The organism is Mycobacterium tuberculosis complex sp. N0072 (assembly GCF_030323725.1).
GTDB classification, from domain to species: domain Bacteria; phylum Actinomycetota; class Actinomycetes; order Mycobacteriales; family Mycobacteriaceae; genus Mycobacterium; species Mycobacterium tuberculosis.
On the sequence record NZ_CP040689.1, the window covers coordinates 2,171,055 to 2,193,192 of the forward strand.

Sequence of the window (22,138 nt, forward strand, 5' to 3'; positions counted from 1 at the left end):
AGGTTCGGCGGGGCGTTACCTTTGCGGTTGTGCACTTCGACTGGGAGCGCCTGACCGACAGCGTGCATCGCTGCCGGCTGCCGTTCTGTGACGTCACCGTTGGGCTGGTCCGGGGCCGCACCGGAATACTGCTCGTCGACACCGGGACCACCCTCGGCGAAGCAACAGCAATCGCGGCCGACGTCAAGCAGATCGCTGGTTGCCAGGTAACGCATGTTGTGTTGACACACAAGCATTTCGACCATGTGCTGGGTTCCTCGGTGTTCGACCAAGCGGAGGTGTTCTGCGCTCCCGAGGTCGTCGAATACCTACGGTCGGCTACCGACCGGCTCCGCGAAGATGCCCTGAGCTACGGCGCGGACACAGCTGAGGTTGACCGCGCGATCGCGGCCCTGAAACCACCTCAGCACGGGATCTACGATGCAGCCGTCGATCTCGGGGACCGCACCGTCACCATCACTCACCCCGGCAGCGGCCACACCACAGCAGATCTCGTCGTGGTGGCGCCGGCCACCGGCCATGCAGACGGCCCAACGGTGGTCTTCACGGGTGATCTTGTCGAGGAGTCAGCCGATCCTGATATCGACGCCGATTCCGACCTGGCGGCCTGGCCGGCAACGCTTGATCGGGTACTTGCGATCGGCGGCCCTGACGCCAGCTACGTCCCGGGGCACGGGAAGGTCGTCGATGCGCAGTTTGTCCGTCGCCAGCGCGCCTGGTTGCGAACACGTGCGAGCCGCCAGCCTCGTGAAACGCCAGCTACTTTGCCGTGCAAGCGGTGACGAGCGCATCCGGGTCGGTAACGCTGACCCACAATTCGCGCACCGTCATCGACTTCTTCCACATCTTTGCCTGTTCGGGCGGATCGATCGTCAGTGCCACCAGGCCCTTACGTGACCCGTTGACCAGCCAGCGGCCGAATCCAAAGTGCACCCCGGCTGCGTAGACCCTTGCGTTGGTCGCCTCTGCCTTCGTGATCGACGTCAACGGGATGTCGGCGGCAAATGCCCATCCCATCTTGACGTGCAGGCTCCCCGCCCCAACCCATAGCTCGCTGTTCTTGGGGCCGAGCCCGAGCGGCACCGCAAGCGGGAGAAACCAACGGTCAAAGCGCAACTGGGTCGGCACCAAGATGACCCTACCGGTGCTAGTGCGGCTCAGTACCATGTAGGAGTTAGTCTCGAACCGCCCCAGTGGCGTTGCGGAATTTGCGAGCCGTCATCGGTCAGTGATCTAGGTCGCCCGTCCGGGGATACACTCGGTCCGTCAGGTGAATCGGGGCTGCAGAGGAGCGCAAGGCCATGGCCATCGCCGAAACGGACACCGAGGTCCACACACCGTTCGAGCAGGACTTTGAGAAAGACGTAGCCGCCACTCAGCGATACTTCGACAGCTCGCGCTTTGCTGGGATCATTCGGCTCTACACCGCCCGCCAAGTCGTGGAACAGCGCGGCACGATCCCCGTCGACCACATCGTGGCGCGAGAGGCGGCGGGCGCCTTCTACGAGCGTCTGCGCGAACTCTTTGCAGCCCGCAAGAGCATCACGACGTTTGGCCCCTACTCGCCGGGGCAGGCGGTGAGCATGAAGCGGATGGGTATCGAGGCGATCTACCTCGGTGGTTGGGCTACCTCAGCTAAGGGCTCCAGCACCGAAGATCCGGGGCCCGACCTCGCCAGCTACCCGCTGAGCCAGGTGCCTGACGATGCCGCGGTGCTGGTGCGCGCCTTGCTCACCGCGGACCGCAACCAACACTATCTACGCCTGCAGATGAGCGAGCGACAGCGTGCGGCGACACCGGCTTACGACTTCCGCCCGTTTATCATCGCCGACGCCGACACCGGCCACGGCGGCGATCCGCACGTACGCAACCTGATCCGCCGCTTCGTCGAGGTCGGTGTGCCGGGCTACCACATCGAGGACCAACGACCCGGCACCAAGAAGTGCGGCCACCAGGGCGGCAAGGTCCTGGTGCCGTCCGACGAACAGATCAAGCGGCTCAACGCCGCCCGCTTCCAGCTCGACATCATGCGGGTGCCCGGCATCATCGTCGCACGCACCGACGCGGAGGCGGCCAACCTGATCGACAGTCGCGCCGACGAGCGTGACCAGCCGTTCCTTCTCGGCGCGACCAAGCTCGACGTACCGTCCTACAAGTCCTGTTTCCTGGCAATGGTGCGGCGTTTTTACGAACTGGGCGTCAAGGAGCTCAATGGTCATCTTCTCTATGCGCTTGGCGACAGCGAGTACGCGGCGGCCGGCGGTTGGCTTGAGCGCCAAGGCATTTTCGGCTTGGTCTCCGACGCGGTCAACGCGTGGCGGGAGGACGGCCAGCAGTCGATCGACGGCATTTTCGACCAGGTCGAGTCGCGGTTCGTGGCGGCCTGGGAGGACGACGCGGGCCTGATGACCTACGGAGAGGCCGTGGCGGACGTGCTCGAATTCGGTCAGAGCGAGGGCGAACCCATTGGCATGGCTCCCGAGGAGTGGCGGGCGTTCGCCGCGCGTGCATCGCTGCATGCCGCCCGGGCAAAGGCCAAGGAGCTGGGCGCCGATCCGCCATGGGACTGCGAGCTGGCCAAGACCCCGGAGGGCTACTACCAGATCCGCGGCGGCATACCGTATGCGATCGCCAAATCGCTGGCCGCGGCACCGTTTGCCGACATTCTTTGGATGGAGACCAAGACCGCCGATCTCGCCGACGCTCGACAGTTCGCCGAGGCGATCCATGCCGAGTTCCCCGACCAGATGCTGGCGTACAACCTCTCACCATCGTTCAACTGGGACACCACCGGCATGACCGACGAGGAGATGCGGCGCTTCCCCGAGGAGCTCGGCAAAATGGGCTTCGTCTTCAACTTCATCACCTATGGCGGGCACCAGATCGACGGTGTCGCGGCCGAGGAATTCGCCACCGCGCTGCGCCAGGACGGCATGCTGGCGCTGGCTCGGTTGCAGCGCAAGATGCGCTTGGTCGAATCTCCCTATCGCACACCGCAAACGCTAGTCGGCGGGCCGCGCAGTGACGCCGCATTGGCTGCCTCCTCCGGACGCACGGCGACCACGAAGGCAATGGGCAAGGGCTCCACCCAGCACCAGCACTTGGTGCAAACTGAGGTGCCGCGCAAGCTGCTAGAGGAATGGCTGGCCATGTGGAGCGGTCACTACCAGCTCAAAGACAAACTGCGCGTACAGCTTCGGCCGCAGCGGGCCGGCTCGGAGGTGCTCGAGCTCGGCATCCACGGCGAAAGCGATGACAAGCTCGCCAACGTGATATTCCAACCGATCCAAGATCGCCGCGGCCGCACCATCCTGTTGGTACGCGACCAGAACACGTTCGGTGCGGAACTACGCCAAAAGCGGCTGATGACCCTGATCCACCTCTGGCTCGTCCACCGCTTCAAGGCGCAGGCGGTGCACTACGTCACGCCCACCGACGACAACCTCTACCAGACCTCGAAGATGAAGTCGCATGGAATCTTCACCGAGGTCAACCAGGAGGTGGGCGAGATCATCGTCGCCGAGGTGAACCACCCGCGCATCGCCGAACTGCTGACGCCCGATCGGGTGGCGCTGCGGAAGTTGATCACGAAGGAGGCGTAGCCAGCGCTGCCAACTGTCTTGGGGGCCAACCGGGTGTGCGTCGAGGTGGCGCACATCGCGAAACGCGAAGGATGCTGTCAGACGGCGTCTGCGGTGGCCTGTCGAAGATCCAGCGCACCGGCGTTCACCTGCGTCGGCCCGCGGTCGCGACTACCATCGCCGCCCCCGTTTACGGCCCGGCACCCGGTGAGAAGAAGCCCAGGAGCATTTGGCCGATGTTGTTGACGCCCGAGTTAAACGCAGCGGTGAGGTGACCAACGGTGCTCGTGTTGTTGAAGCCCGAGACGGTGTTGCCTAGGTTCGCCACGCCCGACGCCAGCTGCCCGACGTTGTAGATTCCCGAGACTCCGCCTTGCAGCGCGTTCGGCACCTGGTTCCAGAGGCCCGAAATGCCGGGCCCGACGTTGCCGAAGCCGGATGCGCTTCCATCGCCACTGTTGAAGAAGCCCGAAGACGGGGTGGTGGTGGAGTTTCCGAAGCCCGGGGCGCTCGTGATGTTGATCGGGATGTTGATCGGTCCCAAGCCGCCGTTGGCGGTCAAGTTCAGGGGGGATCCGGGAATGGTGAAGCCGGGGATCGTAACCGGGCTCGTGCCCCCGCTCAACGGAACATTCAACCCAAACGGATTAATCGCGAAGCCGGGGATCGTAACCGGGCTCGTGCCCCCGCTCAACGGAACATTCAACCCAAACGGATTAATCGCGAAACCAGGGATCGTGACAGCGTTGGTGCCCCCGCTCAACGGAACATTCAACCCAAACGGATTAATCGCGAAACCAGGGATCGTAACCGGGCTCGTGCCCCCGCTCAACGGAACATCCAACCCAAACGGATTAATCGCGAAACCAGGAATCGTAACCGGGCTCGTGCCCCCGCTCAACGGAACATCCAACCCAAACGGATTAATCGCGAAACCAGGGATCGTAACCGGGCTCGTGCCCCCGCTCAACGGAACATCCAACCCAAACGGATTAATCGCGAAACCAGGGATCGTAACCGGGCTCGTGCCCCCGCTCAACGGAACATCCAACCCAAACGGATTAATCGCGAAACCAGGGATCGTGACAGCGTTGGTGCCCCCGCTCAACGGAACATCCAACCCAAACGGATTAATCGCGAAACCAGGGATCGTGACAGCGTTGGTGCCCCCGCTCAACGGAACATCCAACCCAAACGGATTAATCGCGAAACCAGGGATCGTGACAGCGTTGGTGCCCCCGCTCAACGGAACATCCAACCCAAACGGATTAATCGCGAAACCAGGGATCGTGACAGCGTTGGTGCCCCCGCTCAACGGAACATCCAACCCAAACGGATTAATCGCGAAACCAGGGATCGTAACCGGGCTCGTGCCCCCGCTCAACGGAACATCCAACCCAAACGGATTAATCGCGAAACCAGGGATCGTGACAGCGTTGGTAGCACCGCTCAGCGGAATATTCAAACCGAACGGATTAACACTGAATCCCTGGATGCCAGACTCCAGGGTGCCGCCGGCCAGCGTGACGCCTAATACGAATGTGCTAAGCGGGATGGGGCCGATGTAGCCCGTGAAGATACCAGCGACGTTAAACGGAAGTTCGTTGAGAGTGATGTTGACCGGTATCCTGATGTTAATCGTAAGGGGGATGCGGGAAATAGGGACGCCGGGAACGGTGATCGGACCGACACCACCCAGCGCGTTCAGGCTCAACGGAATACCAGGAATAGTAATATCCGGCACCACAATCGGACCGACACCACCCAGCGCGTTCAGGCTCAACGGAATACCAGGAATAGTAATATCCGGCACCACAATCGGACCGACACCACCCAGCGCGTTCAGGCTCAACGGAATACCAGGAATAGTAATATCCGGCACCACAATCGGACCGATGCCACCATTCACTTCGACGCTCAGTGGGATGGCGGGAATGCTGAGTGTGTCTGAGTAGCCAATCAGACCCTGGTAATCGCCCCTCCACAGTATGCCGTTGCTGTAGCTGCCCGAGATCAGGGCGCCGGTGTTAAGGTCGCCAATGTTTCCCCAGCCGGTGTTGAGGTCGCCGAGGTTTAGGTACCCCGTGTTGGCGTTGCCCGGGTTGAGGTCGCCCGTGTTGGTGTCGCCGGCGTTGTAGCTGCCTGTGTTGTAGCTTCCTGCGTTGCCGATTCCAGTGTTGACGTTGCCGGTGTTGAACAGGCCCGTGTTGGCGTTGCCCACGTTACCCAGGCCGGTGTTGTAGTTGCCGGAGTTGCCGATGCCGACGTTTCCGTTGCCTGAGTTGAAGAAGCCGATGTTGCCGTTGCCGGAGTTGAAGAAGCCGATGTTGCCGCTGCCGGAGTTCAGCGCCCCGAATCCGACCTGATTGTCGCCGGTGAGCCCGATACCAATATTTCCAGTGCCCGTGTTGCCGAAGCCGATGTTGCCGTTACCGATGTTCGCGAAGCCGTAGTTGTTGCCGCCGATGTTCCCAAAGCCAATGTTGTGCAGGGCCTCCGTCAACCCCGGACCCGTGTTTGCAAACCCAAGGTTGTTGCTGCCGACGTTTCCAAAACCGAAGTTGTTGCTTCCGATGTTTCCGAAACCGAAACTTCCGTTGCCGATGTTTCCGCTACCGAAGTTGTAGCTACCGACGTTTCCGCTACCCACGTTGTAGTCGCCGAGGTTTGCGTTGCCCAAGTTGAGTGTGCCGTCGTTGGCGAAGCCGAAGTTGAATAACGTCCCACCTGCGGCGTTGCGCATGAAGCCGGCGAGTTGGCTGTCGGTGTTACCGACGCCGGAGTGAAAGGCCGATGTCGCTAGGCCCAGCGTGCTGGTGTTGTAGAGGCCTGAGACTGTGTTGCCGAAGTTCAAGATTCCCGATGTCAGTGGCCCGACGTTAAGGAATCCGGAGTTGCCGAGATTCCCAGCAATGTTCCAGAAGCCAGATCCGCCCGAACCGACGTTCCCGAAACCCGATGTGCCGCCCGTACCGCTGTTGAAGAAGCCCGATGACGGGGTGGTGGTCGAGTTTCCGAAGCCTGGGGTGCCCGCGATTTCGATCGGGATGTTGATCGGCCCGAGGCGGCCGGACACGTCGATGCCCAACGGGATTGCGGGGATCGTGATTGGCGGGGTAGTGAGGGGGCCGATGGCGCCGCCCACATCAATACCCAACGGGATTGCCGGAAGTGAGTAGCCATCCGGGAACACCGTAAACGGGCCTAACCCTCCGCCCACATCAATACCCAACGGGATTGCCGGAAGTGAGTAGCCATCCGGGAACACCGTAAACGGGCCTAACCCTCCGCCCACATCAATACCCAACGGGATTGCCGGAAGTGAGTAGCCATCCGGGAACACCGTAAACGGGCCTAACCCTCCGCCCACATCAATACCCAACGGGATAGCCGGAAGTGAGTAGCCATCCGGGAACACCGTAAACGGGCCTAACCCTCCGCCCACATCAATACCCAACGGGATAGCCGGAAGTGAGTAGCCATCCGGGAACACCGTAAACGGGCCTAACCCTCCGCCCACATCAATACCCAACGGGATAGCCGGAAGTGAGTAGCCATCCGGGAACACCGTAAACGGGCCTAACCCTCCACCCACATCAATACCCAACGGAATAGCCGGCAAACTATAACCACCCGATAAGAAGGTGATGGGACCGATTTGACCACTCACTGTCACGTAATCTGGAGGGAATCCGGGGAAAAATGGCGGAATCGCGGGAATCTCAGGAGTGCCTAGCTGTATCGATATGCTACCCGGGCCTATGCTGCCAACGGTGGGATTTACGCCGAATAAGCCGATCGCAAGCGGAGACGCGGGGATCGAAATCGATCCCACGTTAATGACCTGGAACGCCGATAGCTCTAGGCCAATAGAATTTAGAGTGATCGGCGGGATGTTGATGGGGCCAACGAGTGCCCCGGTACTGTTGATGCCCAGCCCGATGGCGGGAACAGTAATAGGCGGAACATTGATCGGCCCCACCAACGCCCCCGAACTACTCACACCCAAACCGATGGCGGGAACAGTAATAGGCGGAACATTGATCGGCCCCACCAACGCTCCGGAACTGTTAATGCCCAGGCCGATTTCGGGAATGGTGATGGACGGGATGGTGATGGGGCCGACGGAGCCGAGGCCGTTGAGGTCTAGGCCAGCAGCGGGAATGGTCAGTGTGCCGGAGAAGCCGATCAAGCCCTGGTAGTCGCCTCGCCAGAAGAAGCCGTTGCTGTAGTTGCCAGAGTTGAATCCACCGGTGTTGACGTTGCCGGTGTTTCCCACGCCGGTGTTGAGGTTGCCGGGGTTGAAGAAGCCTGTGTTGGAGCTGCCCGTGTTGAAGTCGCCCGTGTTGAAGCTGCCTAGATTGAAGCTGCCCGTGTTGTAGTTGCCCGTGTTGCCGATGCCAGTGTTGGCGATGCCGGCGTTGAAGAAGCCCGTGTTGGCTTGGCCCGTGTTGCCGATACCCGTGTTGTAGCTGGTACCTGAGTTCCCGATGCCGAAGTTTCCGGTGCCCGTATTGCCGATGCCGATGTTGCCGGTGCCTGAGTTGAACAAGCCGATATTGCCGGTCCCCGAGTTCCAGCCGCCGAACCCCTGCTGGTTGTCGCCGGTGAGGCCGAAGCCGATGTTTCCGTTGCCCGTGTTGCCGAAGCCGATGTTTCCGTTGCCGGTGTTGCCCAAGCCAACGTTGTTGCTGCCGACATTTCCAAGGCCGAAGTTGTTGCCGCCGGGATTTAGGCTGCCCAAGTTCAAAATGCCAAGGTTAGCGGCGCCCATCTGTCCGAAGCCCGAGTTTGCCAGGCCTAAGCTAAGATTTGCCAGCACACCCTTGGAACTGGTGATCGCCGCGGTGACGACGGCCGCCGGAGCGGCCGCCAACTGGGCGGGCAGGTCTGTCAGATTCTGCGGCGGCGCAGTGAACGGCGTCAGGGCCGACGCCACCGCCGATGCCCCGGCATGGTAGGCCGACATCACCGACACATCGATGGCCCACATCTGTTCGTATGCGGCCTCAATCGCAGCGATCGCCGGAGCATTCTGCCCGAAGAAGTTTGAGAACACCAATGACACCAGGTCGGAGCGGTTGGCCGCCACCAGCGCCGGTTGCACCATCGCCGCCCGGACAGCCTCGAACTCGGCCACGAGGGCCGCGGCTTGGGTTGCCGACCGCTGGGCCTGGGCCGCTGCCGCGGCAAGCCATCCTAGGTACGGCGCTACCGCAGCGGCCATCGCCGCCGATGACGGTCCGAGCCACGATTCGCCGACCAGGCCCGACGTCACGGAGTTGAAAGAGGCCGCTGCCGAGGCCAATTCCATCGCCAGTTGGTCCCAGGCGACCGCGGCCGCCGACATGGGTTCTGATCCCGCCCCGCCGAATATGAGGGCCGAGTTGATCTCTGGTGGCAATGTTGAAAAATTCATGGCCCCGACTTTCCCTGGGTGCACCGAATTCATGGCGGCTCACCAACCCGCGGTCGGCGAGCGCCGTGTCGCTCGACGCTACTCGGCGATCTTCGCGGCCGTATGCATATCACCCGAATAGGGCCATGATTCATAGATCTCGTCAAACTGATTTACGGCGGGCGCTTTTTAGCCGCTCTAGGAATCGACGCCAAACCCAACGAACGAGCCTCAGCCAAGGCCGAAATCGATTAATTCCCCGATGATTTCATCGTTGTGGAGGTCGTCGCAGGCGTCGTTGATCTGATCGTGGCGATTACGGCTGGTGATCCTCTCCGCGGGGCGGGGTCCGCACGGATTATGGCGTGGTGCTCTGGAAGAACAGGCCCGACAGGTTGTTGCCGATGTTGGCCAAACCGGAGACCAAGCTGGTCACGGCAAACGGCAGGGTGCCGGTGTTGGCGAAGCCCGATATGCCGCTGCCAAGGTTGGAGAAGCCGGAGATAAGACCACCGTAGTTCTGGTAGCCCGAGCCGGCTAGCAGCCCAACAGGACTTGTGTTGAACCAACCCGACAGTCCCGAGCCGCTGTTGCCGAAGCCCGAGTTCCCACCGATTCCGGCGTTGAAAAAGCCCGACGAGGGCGTTGCGCTCGAGTTGAAGTATCCCGGCCCCGCTGGGATTGCGAATCCGTCCATGGTGGTGCTCGGCAGGTGGATGCTGGCGATGGTGAGTGCGGGTGTGGTGAAGGCCGCCAAGCCCACCGGCTGGATGGTGAACTCTGGCGTGGTGATCTCCGGGATATTGACCTGGGGGAGGGTGAAACCGCTAAGTCCGATCGGGTCGATGGCGAACGGTGGAGTCGTTATCTCGGGCGTCATGATCTGAGGAAGCGTGAAACCACCCAGCGCTATCGGATCGATCGTGAACGCCGGGGTGGTAATCGCCGGGATGCTGAGCTGCGGCAGCGTAAACCCACCCAGCGTGATCGGGTCGATGGTCAACTCCGGGGTCGTGAACTGTTGAGTAGTGATATCCGGCAGGCTCAATGCACCGACACCAATCGGACTGATCGTCAACGCCGGAGTGGTGAATTCTTGGGTGCTGATCTCTGGCAGGGTGAACCCGTCGACCGAGATCCCCCCGAGGGACCACGGTTGGATGACGACGTTGGGGAGGGTGAAGGGGGTGACGTTGATTGCGCCGATCGAGAAGCCGACGCCGTTGATTTGACCTCCACCCACGGTAATGGTCCCAGTATTAATAAAGGCAGGAGGTGTATTAGCGAAGCCGCCAATCTGCGGGAATACCCCGGGCATATTGGTTTGCAAGGCAGTGATGTTGTTCGGAATGAACACCACCAAATTAGTTATCGTAATGCCGTTAAGGCTAAAGGTGGGAAGATTGATGACACCAGAATTTGCTTGCGTGGCTATGCCGGGAGTGCTAAAGCCGCCTATACTTATTTGGGGTGTACTTATTAACGGGGTGTGTATCGTGGGTAGCGTAAATCCGCCGACAGTGGTGCCAGCCGGAATCGTGATCGGCGGAACCGTCACCGACGGAATACTCAGCGTCGGCAGATTGAACGCACCTAGCGCTGTGCCAGCCGGAATCGTGATCGGCGGAACCGTCACCGACGGAATACTCAACTGAGGCAAGTTAAACGCACCTACCGTGATGTTGGCTGGTGTCGTTGTAGCTGGAATCGTCAACGACGGCACCGTCAACCCCGGCAAATCAAACGCACCCACCGTGATGTTAGCTGGCGTCATCGCCGCTGGAATCGTCAACGACGGCACCGTCAACCCCGGCAAATCAAACGCACCCACGGTAACGTTGGCCGGCGTCGTCACCGCCGGAATCGTCAACGACGGCAAGGTTATCGCGGGCAGGCTGAACGCGGGAACCGAGATTCCGGGTATTTCCAGAGACGGAAGCGTCAAATCAGGGCTGGTGATGGCGAACTGCAGGCTGCCTTGGCCCACACCACGGTAAAAGACACCATTGTTCATGTCGCCCGTGTTGAACAAGCCGTTATTCATGTCGCCTATGTTGAAGGCGCCGGTGTTGATGCTTCCTGTGTTGAACCAGCCGGTGTTGGCGCCGCCCGTGTTGAAGGTACCCGTGTTCGACGGGCCCGGGTTGAAGGCACCGAAGTTGTAGTGGCCGACGTTGAAGCTGCCGGTGTTCGCGTTCCCAACGTCGAACATGCCCGTATTGAAAGAGCCCGCATTCAGGAATCCGGTGTTGCCGTGTCCGGGGTTGAACAGGCCAGTGCTGAAGTTACCGGAGTTCCCGATGCCAAAGTTGCCATTGCCGGAGTTGAAGAAACCGATATTGGCGCTACCCGCGTTGAATAATCCGACGTTACCGTTGCCGGAATTGAGTCCGCCAATGCCGATTTGGTTGTTTCCAGTCAGGCCGTTGCCGATATTGTTGTTGCCGGTGTTCGCAATTCCGAAGTTGCCGATGCCTGCATTGGCGAATCCCGTGTTCAAATTGCCCAGGTTTGCAAGTCCGAAGTTGTTGGCGCCCGCGTTTCCTATGCCGATGTTGTTGCCACCTAGGTTGGCCGAGCCGATATTGAAGCTACCGAAGTTGCCGGACCCCAGATTGTTGTTGCCAAGGTTGGCGTTGCCGATGTTGCCGAGCCCATTGTTGGCATTGCCGAGGTTGCCACCACCGACGTTGGCCAAGCCGAGGCTAGCGGCGATCGCCCGGCCGGCAAAAGTCGGCATGCCCACGGCCGTGGTGAGCGCGGTCACCACGGCCGCGGGCCCGGCCGCCAGACCCGCCGGAAGCCGCAGCGGGAGGGCGAATGCCGGTAGCGCCACAGCGACCGCCGACGCCCCGGAATGGTAGGCCGCCATCGCCGATACATCCAGAGCCCACATCTCCTCGTATGCGGCTTCGGCGGCCGCGATCGCGGGAGCGTTTTGACCAAAAAGGTTCGATATCACCAGCGATATGAGGCCGGAACGGTTGGCGGCCACCAGCGCCGGTTGTACCATCGCCAGCCGCACAGCCTCGAACTCGGCCACCATCACCTGGGCCTGGGTGGCCGCCTGCTCGGCCTGGGTCGCCGCCGCGGCCAGCCACCCCGCATACGGGGCTGCCGCCGCTGCCATCGCCACCGATGACCGACCCTGCCACGACCCGCCGACCAGCCCGGCTGTCACCGAGCCGAAAGAGACAGCAGCCGAGGCTAATTCGGTTGCCAGCCCGTCCCAGGCCGACGCCGCCGCCAGCATCGGTCCGGAGCCCGCCCCGGCGAAGATCAAGGCCGAGTTGATCTCCGGCGGCAACACTGAGTAATGCATCGCTCCCCACCTTCCGGGGTGAGCCTGGTGCTGATGAAAGGTCACACGCCCGTCGTCGCTGACTCGTTCGTAGCGCATGAGAGTACGCGGAGATCTTGAATTGTGTATCCGAGCAAATGAAACCGTTATCTATTTGTTATAGACATATCGGGCACGGATGCAAAGTTCTTTTACACGCTATGCGTAATCACGATCCGTGCCCGTCTGATGTAAACCACCGACGTAGGCGCACTGATATAAATGCATTTATTACCAAGGTGATTGGGTGAAATAATTACCCCGGAAAACTGTGCTCAATAGGAACGATTATTAGTTTGAATCACTGCCATAATCCACCCTATGTGCAACCCGGATGAATTCCGATCGCGTGCTTATTCCTGCCAAACATTCGGGCTTTAGCCCTGGCCCACCACGCGGGCACCAATCCGACGCTGCCCCTACAGCGAAATCACCGGCGCACCGCCTCCCGCTCGGCCGCCTTCACCAGTTGACCCGCGAAGAACCTGACCGCGCCACCCAGCGCCGCCCGCATCACCGGCCCCGTCCCACGAACCTTTTCGGTAAACGAGCCACTCCAGCGGAGATCGGTACCGCCCGACGCATTTGGTGTAAGGACCACCTCGCCGAAGTAGTCCTGGACGGGTGTCCTCGCGCCAACCAGCTTGTAGACGTGGCGACGGTCCTGCTCATACTCGACGGTCTCTTCCTGCACGAACACCGGCCACATGCCTAGTTTGCGGATGGCCCCGATGCCGCCGGGCGCGGGATCACCGCGTCGCGCCCAACTCGATTGAGCAACGATGGGCTTGGCCCAGGTCGCCCAGTTGCCACCGTCTGTCACGAGCCGAAACAAGGTTGCAGCCGGCGCGCTGCTGGTCTTGGTGACCTCGAACGAAAATTTCCGACCCGACATGCGCGACTCCCGAAACGACAACTGAAGCGGCCCGATATGGTGCTGCCGCGTACCCTACCGCGCAGCCGTCCGTGCCGGCCGTAGTGGACCAGCCAAGGTGTTCCCGCGCTGGCCGCAGCAGGCGCATAATCACGAGGTGTCCCGCGCAGATACCGTCTCAGTGCCCCGTGCGCCCACCCAGGCTGAGGTCGCCGCAGTGCTGCGCATCATGACGCCGCTGCGCAAGGTGATTAAACCAAAGGTCTATGGGATCGAAAATGTGCCGACCGAACGCGCATTGCTGGTTGGCAACCACAACACGCTTGGCTTGGTCGACGCGCCATTGCTGGCCGCCGAGCTCTGGGAGCGGGGGAGAATCGTCCGGTCCCTTGGCGACCACGCCCATTTCAAGATTCCGGGGTGGCGCGACGCGCTGACACGAACAGGGGTCGTCGAAGGCACCAGAGAGATCACCTCGGAGTTGATGCGACGCGGCGAGCTCGTCATGGTCTTTCCCGGCGGCGCCCGTGAGGTCAACAAGCGCAAGAACGAGCGCTACAAGCTGGTGTGGAAAAATCGGCTGGGGTTCGCGCGCTTGGCAATTCAGCACGGCTATCCGATTGTGCCGTTCGCTTCGGTGGGTGCTGAACACGGCATCGACATCGTGCTCGACAACGAATCCCCACTGCTGGCACCGGTCCAGTTCCTCGCCGAGAAGCTGCTCGGCACCAAAGACGGTCCGGCGCTGGTCCGTGGTGTCGGACTGACACCGGTACCGCGCCCCGAACGGCAGTATTACTGGTTCGGCGAGCCAATCGACACCACAGAGTTTATGGGGCAGCAAGCCGACGATAACGCCGCACGCAGGGTGCGCGAGCGTGCCGCCGCCGCTATCGAACACGGCATCGAGCTGATGCTGGCCGAGCGCGCAGCCGATCCAAATCGATCCCTGGTCGGACGGCTCTTGCGCTCGGACGCCTAAGGCGCCCCTGAGGCGTTCCCGGGGCCTGATTCAGAAGTCAGAAGACCGAGTCGACTTGATCGGGGATTGGGGTGCCGTCGTTGCGCAATACCGGTTGTTTCGATCCGTCGGGGTTGATGAATGCCTCCCCGCATACGTAAGGAGCGTGCTGGGGCAGCGGGTCGATAAACATCGGGTTGATCGCCCACTTACCGCCCCTGGTGAACAGGCCGTCGTAGGCCCGGCACATGAGGTCGTCCTGGTTGCGGTTGATCACGAGTGACACCACGGTGGCGTCGCCGACGAAGGTGGCGTCGCTGTTCGAGTCGCCGGCGGCGAGGACTTGACGACGATCCGCCGCGAGCTGATTGAAGGCTTGCGGGCCAGTCACCCCGAAGATGACCTGATTGGCCCAACACCGTTTGCCATCAAGGTAGGTCATGACTGAATCGTCGCCGTCGCGGACGCCTCCGCAACCGACGAGGTGAGCGGTGAGTTTCCCGGACTGGTCGGCGACGCTGCGGACTCCGACGACATGCTGATCGTCTAGACCTACCTCGCCCGCCCACACCTTGACGATCGGTTCGGGTGACGCTGACACCACCCAGGTGTCGATACCGTGTGCCTGCAGAGTACCGATGAGGTCTTTCATTTGTGGATAGACGCGGATGTAACCATCGACCTGCTGTGTTCCGACCTGCTGGGTGGCGCCGACATCGGCGGCAAGGTTCTGTTTCTTGGCCTGGTCTGCGAATCCGGCGAGCTCCTCAGCGGTGTAGCCCGCCGACAGTGCGTTGCTCCACGCGTACGGACCCGCCAACCGGCGCACGTTGTTACCCACGAAAGCCGGCTGTCCCGTGGTGGTTTCGCCGTCGAGAAGGGAAAGGATCTCGTTCGCGCACAACGCATTGCTGCCGGTCGGCAGCGGCTTGCCGGCAGGTACAACCTTGCCGCATGCCACGCTCAGCGCGTTCGCCGCCGCGTCGGTCAGGTATCGGCTGGCGGCATGCCAATCCTGGTTGGCTGGCTGCAGCACCAGGCTGTGCTGCAGCATGTAGTAGTTCGTGGCGTAGCCGATGTCGTTCTTGACGACGGTGTTGTCCCAGTCAAAGATGGCGACCTTGCGCGCAGAACCGTCCGCGGTGCCGGTGCACCTGCTGTTGGCATCGATCGCCGACTGCAGGAATTCACGAACTCCGTGGTGCCACTTCAGAAACGCGTCGAGCTGACGACAGCCGGACGCTGGGGTCGGGGGTTGGTGGGCCGAGCAGCCGATGACGCCACCGAGCACGGTTGCCATTGCCAACAGCGACGGTATGAGTCGCACCATGTAAGCCCTTCGTCAGCCCTTGGTCGTGCCAGCATGCGCCGGATGGAAGGGGGATGGGAACTGAATGGTTGCCTGCTGAACTGAACGCTGAGCAAATTCGATGCCGACGAAACATTATGGGTTTGTTTCTCGACGGCAACCCGTGCGCGATTCGACAGTCACCGCGATGCTGCCGACGCCGGCCCGCGCTCCCGGGCGATCCGCGTGAGCAGCGTAATCTCGTGCGCACGGATTTGCGGCCCGGACTAGCGCGAAAGATACTGTTGAACAGATGGATTCGACTGTAACGGCCTCGATCCGACGCATGCTGGGACTGCTCGCCGCCACATTGCTGCTCGGCGGCTGCACCGGCCAGCACACGACACGCACAGCGGCGAGCACCACATACACGCCCCACATCAAGGCCAGCAGTCAGGACGTACTGGACGGCGCCATCAATGCCGACGAGCCAGGTTGTTCGGCCGCGGTAGGAGTCGAGGGGAAAGTTATCTGGTCAGGCGTTCGCGGCATTGCGGATCTGGCATCCGGCGCCAAGATCACCACGGACACCGTGTTCGACATCGCGTCGGTGTCCAAGCAGTTCACCGCCACCGCGATCCTGCTGCTCGTCGAAGCCGGAAAGCTAACACTCGACGACCCGATATCCCAATACGTACCCGAGCTACCCGACTGGGCCCAAACCGTCACCGTCGAGCAGCTCATGCATCAAACCAGCGGCATCCCTGATTACGTCGCATTGCTGGCAGCCAGGGGGTATCAGGTCAGCGACCGCACCATCGAGGCCGAAGCCCGGCAGGCGTTAGCGGCCGCCCCCGAGCTGCAATTCAAGCCTGGCACCAGGTTCGATTACTCCAACTCCAACTACTTGCTGCTCGGCGAGATTGTCCACCGCGCATCGGGACAACCGCTGCCTGAGTTCCTCAGCGCCGAGATCTTTCAACCGCTTGGTCTGGCCATGGTGGTGGATCCGGTCGGGAAGGTTCCCAACAAAGCCGTGTCATATGAGAAGGGCACTGGTGGAAACCGGTCCGAGTACCGGGTGGGCAATCCGGCCTGGGAGCAGATCGGCGACGGTGGCATCCAGACCACGCCTAGCCAACTGGCCCGGTGGGCGGACAACTACCGGACAGGAAGCGTCGGCGGCCTGAAACTGCTCGAAGCACAACTTGCCGGTGCGGTGGAAACCGAACCCGGTGGCGGCGACCGCTACGGCGCCGGAATCGTGTCGCGCGCCGACGGAACACTCGACCACGCGGGCGCCTGGGCCGGATTCGTCACGGCATTCCACATCAGCAGTGACCGACGGACTTCGGTGGCCATCAGCTGCAACACCGACAAGCCGGACCCGGTGGCCATGGCCGATGCGCTGGGGCGCCTTTGGATGTAGCGGGGCTACCGCGGTTGGCCGCCGGTACCCAGGCTGCAATCATTCACGGTATGGCGCAACCACCGTCACTCCTCACAACTGACAATGGCCTACCCTTCGGCGTGCAAGGTGCCTGCGACTCCCGTTTCACCGGAGTCATCCGTGCCTTTGCTGGGCTGTACCCCGGCCGCAAGTTCGGGGGTGGGGCACTGTCGGTTTATATCGACGGTCGCCAGGTCGTCGATGTCTGGACGGGGTGGTCCGATCGGCAGGGCAAAGTACCCTGGACGGCCGATACCGGGGCAATGGTGTTCTCCGCGACCAAAGGGTTGGCCGCAACGGTGATTCACCGTTTGGTCGATCGCGGCCTTTTGTCCTACGACGCGCCGGTCGCGGAGTACTGGCCCGAGTTCGGAGCTAACGGCAAGTCTGAGGTCACCGTCAGCGATGTGTTGCGACATCGGTCCGGACTGGCGCACCTCAAGGGGGTGGACAAGGACGAGGTCATGGACCACCTCCTGATGGAGCAGAAGTTGGCGGCTGCGCCGCTAGACCGCCAGCACGGGAAGTTGGCTTACCATGCGGTGACTTACGGATGGCTGCTGTCCGGCTTGGCTCGTGCAGTGACCGGCAAAGGCATGCGTGAACTGTTCCGCGAAGAACTCGCTCGCCCGCTGAACACCGATGGTATTCATCTCGGCCGGCCACCGGCCGACTCGCCTACCAAGGCGGCACAGACACTTCTGCCCCAAGCCAAGGTCCCCACCCCACTGCTCGATTTCATCGCACCAAAGGTTGCGGGGCTGTCGTTCTCCGGGCTGCTCGGCGCCGTCTACTTCCCGGGCATCCTGTCGTTGCTGCAAGACGATATGCCGTTCCTCGACGGTGAGGTTCCGGCGGTCAACGGCGTTGTGACCGCGCGCGCCCTGGCCAAGACGTATGGGGCGTTGGCCAATGACGGTGTGATCGACGGCACCCGACTGCTGTCGTCGCAGGCGGTACGTGGATTGACGGGGAAGTCCGAGCTATGGCCGGACCTTAATCTCGGTCTTCCTTTTACCTACCACCAGGGTTACCAATCGTCTCCGGTGCCTGGGCTGCTGGAGGGGTACGGCCACATCGGGCTCGGTGGCACGATCGGATGGGCCGACCCGGAGACCGGCAGCGCATTCGGATATGTGCATAACCGCTTGCTGACGCTACTGTTGTTCGATATTGGCTCGTTCGCAGGGCTGGCTGCGCTGCTGAACAGCGCCGTCGTGGCAGCACGTCGCGATGACCCCCTGGAAGTGCCGCATTTCGGTGCGCCCTATAGCGAACCGCGTCATGAGCAGGCGGCCTCGGGTGCATAACTGCTCCCGTTATGCCGCGAGCGCGAGCCCGACGGGCTAGAACTCGTAAACGAGTAGCCAGACGAGAGCGACGGCCGCCAAGAACAGACCAACCAGGATAGCCGCGCGGGTAACCAGTACCTGGCGATGGAACCACTCTCGCAGCTGGGTGAATCGCCAGTCGGTCCAGGCGTAGGCGCGCACAGCCCACTGCGCCTCGACCGCGAGCAGTCGAAACGCGACCAGCAGGGCCGGGATGCCGAGTTCGGGGAGCAGCACGATCATCGGCAGGGATACGACGAATAGCCCGCCACCGACCACAGCGAGTGTCGCGCGAATCAGTAGCGGCCTGGCCCGTACCCGCTGTCGGTATGCGAGCACTCGGGCGAGCGCGGCGTCGCGGGTGGAAGTCGGGTTGATGACGTCGGCCGGGTCCATGACTGCTCCTAGTGTGCCTGCCTCGACGCCTAGCGGACGGCTGTGTCGGGGGTGGTTTGGTTCGGACTCTAGTGGAGCCCGGTTGCGCACTCGGGTCCGACCAATGCGGGGCCGCGCCTCATACGCACGATAAGCGTGGGTGCATAGACTGCGGTTATGAATGACGGCTCCCGGCAGGAACTCAGGGTTCGTAGCGGCCTACTACAAATCGAGGACTGCCTGGATGCTGACGGCGGCATCGCATTGCCGGCAGGCACCACGCTGATCTCGCTCATCGAGCGCAACATCAAGTATGTCGGCGACCTCGTGGCGTATCGCTACCTGGACCACGCCCGTTCGGCCGCCGGATGCGCCCTGGAAGTGACCTGGACGCAATTCGGTATGCGATTAGCGGCCATAGGTGCACACGTGCAACGGTTCGCAGGCCCCGGCGACCGCGTTGCGATCCTCGCACCACAGGGCATCGACTATGTTTGCGGGTTCTACGCTGCAATCAAGGCAGGCACCGTCGCGGTGCCGTTGTTCGCACCCGAACTGCCGGGTCACGCCGAGCGTCTTGATACGGCACTTCGCGATTCGGAGCCAGCGGTCATACTCACGACGGCGGCGGCGAAAAACGCCGTTGAAGGTTTTCTGAACAACGTTCCGCGCCTGCGAAAGCCGACAGTCCTCGTCATCGATCAAATACCCGACCGCGAGGGGGAGCTGTTCGTCCCGGTCGAGCTGGACATCGACGCCGTATCCCACCTGCAGTACACCTCGGGCTCGACGCGACCCCCGGTCGGTGTCGAGATCACCCACCGCGCGGTCGGCACCAACCTGGTGCAAATGATCCTGTCGATCGACCTGCTCAACCGAAACACCCACGGCGTCAGTTGGTTACCGCTGTACCACGACATGGGCCTATCCATGATCGGCTTTCCGGCGGTCTATGGCGGACACTCCACCCTGATGTCGCCCACGGCGTTTGTCCGCAGGCCACTGCGATGGATCCAGGCGTTGTCCGAGGGGTCGCGGACCGGACGCGTGGTCACCGCTGCGCCAAACTTCGCCTACGAGTGGGCCGCACAGCGTGGACTACCCGCGCAAGGCGACGACGTCGACCTCAGCAATGTCGTGCTGATCATCGGTTCCGAACCAGTCAGCATCGATGCGGTGACCACGTTCAACAAAGCGTTCGCGCCCTATGGTTTACCGCGTACAGCGTTCAAACCCTCGTACGGCATAGCCGAGGCGACCCTGCTCGTCGCGACCATCGACCATGCCGCTGAGCCGACGGTTGTTTATCTTGACCCAGAGCAGTTGGGCGCCGGACACGCGACGCGCGTCGCGCCGGATGCGCCCAACGCCGTCGTGCACGTGTCGTGTGGCCATGTGGCCCGCAGCCTGTGGGCCGTGATCGTCGACCCGGATACCGGCCCCGAGGCGGGCGCCGAACTGCCCGACGGTGAGATCGGTGAGGTTTGGTTACAAGGCGACAACGTTGCTCGGGGGTATTGGGGACGGCCGGAAGAAACGCGGATGACGTTCGGTGCCCGCTTGCAATCACCGCTCGCCGAAGGCAGCCACGCCGACGGGTCCGCGATCGACGACACCTGGCTGCGCACCGGAGACCTCGGCGTGTACCTCGACGGTGAGCTCTACATCACCGGTCGAATCGCGGATCTGCTGACCATCGACGGCCGCAACCACTATCCGCAGGACATCGAGGCCACGGCCGCCGAGGCCTCGCCGATGGTGCGGCGCGGATACATAACCGCTTTCACGGTGCCGGCCAGCGACGGGGACGACCGCAATCAGCGACTGGTGATCATCGCCGAACGTGCGGCAGGCACCAGTCGCAGCGACCCGCGGCCGGCGCTCGACGCGATTCGCGCAGCGGTTTGCAACCGCCACGGGTTATCCGTTGCGGACCTGAGTTTCCTGCCGGCCGGCGCCATTCCACGCACCACCAGCGGGAAGCTGGCTCGCCAGGCCTGCCGCGCCCAATACCTCAGCGGTCGCCTGGGCGTGCATTAGCTACGATCTACGGCTCCCAAATCAGCAGATCCTCCATGCCGTTGTTCATCGCGACGATGGTTGGCGATGGGCCGGTGACATCGAAGTAGATTTTGCCGGTCGATTGTTCGCCTTGGGGGATAGTGGCTCCGCTAATGGTGTCGGGGCCCGCGGCTTGCCACAGCACCCGGTAGTTGATGCCGTCGGCGGTGCGGGCATTGAACTGCGAGACCGCGGGCGTGACGCTGCCGCGAATCGCATTGACCGTGGCAGTGGCCTCCCAGACCTGGCCGGCCACCGGATAGCCGGGGATGACTGCCGTGCTGGATTTGAGATCACTGACCTTCCAGCCGAGCACGACTTGGCCAACGGTGTCGGTCATCGTTAGCTCACTGCCAAGTTTTCCGGTGATGGGATAGGCAGCCAACGCGACCGGTGCCGCAAAGGTCGCGATGGCCGCCATGGCCACGACCGCTACTGCCGTCTTGATCATTGTGGTGAGCTTCATTGGTCCCTACCTCCACTACTTGTTGGGGCGATTACCTGGTTCGAACCTCGCCGACGTCATTACCTTAAGCCGCAAATGACCCGCTGCTAACTCCAGATTCGATAGGAACCGTGGGGCAGACGATGCCGTTCACATCCGTAGCCGGCGCACCGACGACGGGCGTGGCCATGAATGCTTGATGGCCGAGTCGTAGGCGACCAGCGCAAGGGAGCCAAACCGCATGTCAGGATGGTGTGGTGACCGCCATACCCGGCCCGTCGGGCGCCGAACCCGGTGAGAGCCGCGCGCTCGCGGGTTACCCGGTGACGCCGCCGGCGCTGCCCCGCCCGGTGATCTTCGACCAGCGCTGGACTGACCTGACCTTCATCCACTGGCCGGTGCTGCCGGAGAGCGTGGCAGGCAGCTACCCGCCCGGGACTCGCCCCGATGTCTTCGCCGATGGGATGACTTACGTGGGTCTGGTCCCGTTTCGCATGAGCAGCACCAAACTCGGCACCGCACTGCCGATCCCGTATGTCGGCACCTTCCCGGAGACCAATGTCCGGTTGTACTCCATTGATAACGCCGGCCGGCACGGGGTGCTTTTCCGGTCGCTGGAAACAGCTCGACTGACTGTCGTACCGCTCACGCGGATAGGACTCGGCATCCCGTACGCCTGGTCGAGGATGCGGATGATGCGCTCTGGTAAGCACATTACGTATCACAGTGTCCGCCGCTGGCCACGGCGCGGACTGCGCAGCCTATTGACGATCACCATCGGTGACCTGGTTGAGCCGACGCCGCTGGAAGTCTGGCTTACCGCACGGTGGGGTGCGCATACCCGCAAGGCTGGCCGGACTTGGTGGGTGCCGAACGAGCATAAGCCGTGGCCGTTGCGGGCCGCGGAGATCGCCGAGTTGAACGACGAGTTGATCGACGCAAGTGGCGTGCAACCCACTGGCGATCGGTTGCGCGCCCTGTTTTCACCGGGTGTGCATGCCCGATTCGGCCGTCCGTGTGTCGTTCAGTGACGT

General features: G+C 62.2%; 14 protein-coding genes. 7 read left to right on the plus strand and 7 right to left on the minus strand.

Annotated elements, in window-relative coordinates:
* The first annotated feature begins 29 nt into the window (after nucleotides 1–29).
* Complete coding sequence (locus FF952_RS10110; protein WP_003409574.1) at nucleotides 30–782, plus strand: MBL fold metallo-hydrolase; 753 nt, start codon at nucleotides 30–32, stop codon at nucleotides 780–782.
* On the opposite strand, the gene FF952_RS10115 is transcribed toward FF952_RS10110, so the two are convergent.
* Complete coding sequence (locus FF952_RS10115) at nucleotides 760–1,167, minus strand: hypothetical protein (protein WP_003409577.1); 408 nt, start codon at nucleotides 1,165–1,167, stop codon at nucleotides 760–762. The two genes, FF952_RS10110 and FF952_RS10115, sit on opposite strands and share 23 nt — an antisense overlap.
* 134 nt (nucleotides 1,168–1,301) lie before the next feature.
* Here FF952_RS10115 and aceA point away from each other — a divergent pair, with 134 nt between their 5' ends.
* Complete coding sequence (aceA, locus tag FF952_RS10120) at nucleotides 1,302–3,602, plus strand: isocitrate lyase ICL2 (RefSeq protein WP_003409584.1); 2,301 nt, start codon at nucleotides 1,302–1,304, stop codon at nucleotides 3,600–3,602.
* A 169-nt stretch (nucleotides 3,603–3,771) separates the two neighbouring features.
* Here aceA and FF952_RS10125 read toward each other — a convergent pair whose 3' ends face one another.
* From FF952_RS10125 to FF952_RS10135, 3 genes are all read right to left on the minus strand, one after another.
* Nucleotides 3,772–9,000: a PPE family protein gene (locus FF952_RS10125; RefSeq protein ID WP_244736173.1), complete on the minus strand. Its 5,229-nt coding sequence runs from the start codon at nucleotides 8,998–9,000 to the stop codon at nucleotides 3,772–3,774.
* A gap of 337 nt (nucleotides 9,001–9,337) precedes the next feature.
* Nucleotides 9,338–12,301 carry a PPE family protein gene (locus FF952_RS10130; protein ID WP_003904735.1) on the minus strand — a complete coding sequence of 988 codons (2,964 nt, stop codon included), beginning with the start codon at nucleotides 12,299–12,301 and terminating at the stop codon, nucleotides 9,338–9,340.
* Between the two features lie 448 nt (nucleotides 12,302–12,749).
* Nucleotides 12,750–13,214 carry an SRPBCC family protein gene (locus tag FF952_RS10135; RefSeq protein WP_003899082.1) on the minus strand — a complete coding sequence of 155 codons (465 nt, stop codon included), beginning with the start codon at nucleotides 13,212–13,214 and terminating at the stop codon, nucleotides 12,750–12,752.
* A gap of 97 nt (nucleotides 13,215–13,311) precedes the next feature.
* On the opposite strand from FF952_RS10135, the gene FF952_RS10140 reads away from it, so the two are divergent.
* Nucleotides 13,312–14,175, plus strand: a complete 864-nt coding sequence (locus FF952_RS10140; protein WP_003900432.1) for a lysophospholipid acyltransferase family protein — start codon at nucleotides 13,312–13,314, stop codon at nucleotides 14,173–14,175.
* A gap of 37 nt (nucleotides 14,176–14,212) precedes the next feature.
* Here the strand turns inward: FF952_RS10140 and FF952_RS10145 are convergent, their stop codons facing one another.
* The gene (locus FF952_RS10145) at nucleotides 14,213–15,484 is read right to left on the minus strand and encodes a haloacid dehalogenase-like hydrolase (RefSeq protein WP_003409666.1); all 1,272 of its coding nucleotides are present in this window, start codon (nucleotides 15,482–15,484) and stop codon (nucleotides 14,213–14,215) included.
* A gap of 271 nt (nucleotides 15,485–15,755) precedes the next feature.
* Between FF952_RS10145 and FF952_RS10150 the strand changes: the two genes are divergently transcribed.
* A complete protein-coding gene (locus FF952_RS10150) occupies nucleotides 15,756–16,871 on the plus strand; it encodes a serine hydrolase domain-containing protein (protein ID WP_003409667.1) in 1,116 nt (371 codons plus the stop codon).
* Nucleotides 16,872–16,921: 50 nt separating this feature from the next.
* Complete coding sequence (gene lipD, locus FF952_RS10155; protein WP_003911710.1) at nucleotides 16,922–18,202, plus strand: lipase LipD; 1,281 nt, start codon at nucleotides 16,922–16,924, stop codon at nucleotides 18,200–18,202.
* 36 nt (nucleotides 18,203–18,238) lie between these two features.
* On the opposite strand, the gene FF952_RS10160 is transcribed toward lipD, so the two are convergent.
* Nucleotides 18,239–18,619: a hypothetical protein gene (locus FF952_RS10160; protein ID WP_003900434.1), complete on the minus strand. Its 381-nt coding sequence runs from the start codon at nucleotides 18,617–18,619 to the stop codon at nucleotides 18,239–18,241.
* Nucleotides 18,620–18,775: 156 nt separating this feature from the next.
* Between FF952_RS10160 and fadD31 the strand changes: the two genes are divergently transcribed.
* A complete protein-coding gene (gene fadD31 / locus FF952_RS10165; RefSeq protein ID WP_003409680.1) occupies nucleotides 18,776–20,638 on the plus strand; it encodes a fatty-acid--AMP ligase FAAL31/FadD31 in 1,863 nt (620 codons plus the stop codon).
* Between the two features lie 7 nt (nucleotides 20,639–20,645).
* Here the strand turns inward: fadD31 and mpt63 are convergent, their stop codons facing one another.
* On the minus strand, nucleotides 20,646–21,125 hold the full coding sequence (mpt63, locus tag FF952_RS10170; RefSeq protein WP_003409684.1) for an immunoprotective protein Mpt63: 480 nt from the start codon (nucleotides 21,123–21,125) through the stop codon (nucleotides 20,646–20,648).
* Nucleotides 21,126–21,361: 236 nt separating this feature from the next.
* On the opposite strand from mpt63, the gene FF952_RS10175 reads away from it, so the two are divergent.
* On the plus strand, nucleotides 21,362–22,135 hold the full coding sequence (locus tag FF952_RS10175) for a YqjF family protein (protein ID WP_003409685.1): 774 nt from the start codon (nucleotides 21,362–21,364) through the stop codon (nucleotides 22,133–22,135).
* Nucleotides 22,136–22,138: the final 3 nt, after the last annotated feature.

Bases quoted from the DNA above. Each gene is read 5' to 3' on its own strand.
- mpt63 (WP_003409684.1), bottom strand. From the start codon at position 21,125: ATGAAGCTCACCACAATGATCAAGACGGCAGTAGCGGTCGTGGCCATG.
- aceA (WP_003409584.1), top strand. From the start codon at position 1,302: ATGGCCATCGCCGAAACGGACACCGAGGTCCACACACCGTTCGAGCAG.
- FF952_RS10135 (WP_003899082.1), bottom strand. From the start codon at position 13,214: ATGTCGGGTCGGAAATTTTCGTTCGAGGTCACCAAGACCAGCAGCGCG.
- FF952_RS10160 (WP_003900434.1), bottom strand. From the start codon at position 18,619: ATGGACCCGGCCGACGTCATCAACCCGACTTCCACCCGCGACGCCGCG.
- lipD (WP_003911710.1), top strand. From the start codon at position 16,922: ATGGCGCAACCACCGTCACTCCTCACAACTGACAATGGCCTACCCTTC.
- FF952_RS10115 (WP_003409577.1), bottom strand. From the start codon at position 1,167: ATGGTACTGAGCCGCACTAGCACCGGTAGGGTCATCTTGGTGCCGACC.
- FF952_RS10130 (WP_003904735.1), bottom strand. From the start codon at position 12,301: ATGCATTACTCAGTGTTGCCGCCGGAGATCAACTCGGCCTTGATCTTC.
- FF952_RS10145 (WP_003409666.1), bottom strand. From the start codon at position 15,484: ATGGTGCGACTCATACCGTCGCTGTTGGCAATGGCAACCGTGCTCGGT.
- FF952_RS10125 (WP_244736173.1), bottom strand. From the start codon at position 9,000: ATGAATTTTTCAACATTGCCACCAGAGATCAACTCGGCCCTCATATTC.
- fadD31 (WP_003409680.1), top strand. From the start codon at position 18,776: ATGAATGACGGCTCCCGGCAGGAACTCAGGGTTCGTAGCGGCCTACTA.
- FF952_RS10150 (WP_003409667.1), top strand. From the start codon at position 15,756: ATGGATTCGACTGTAACGGCCTCGATCCGACGCATGCTGGGACTGCTC.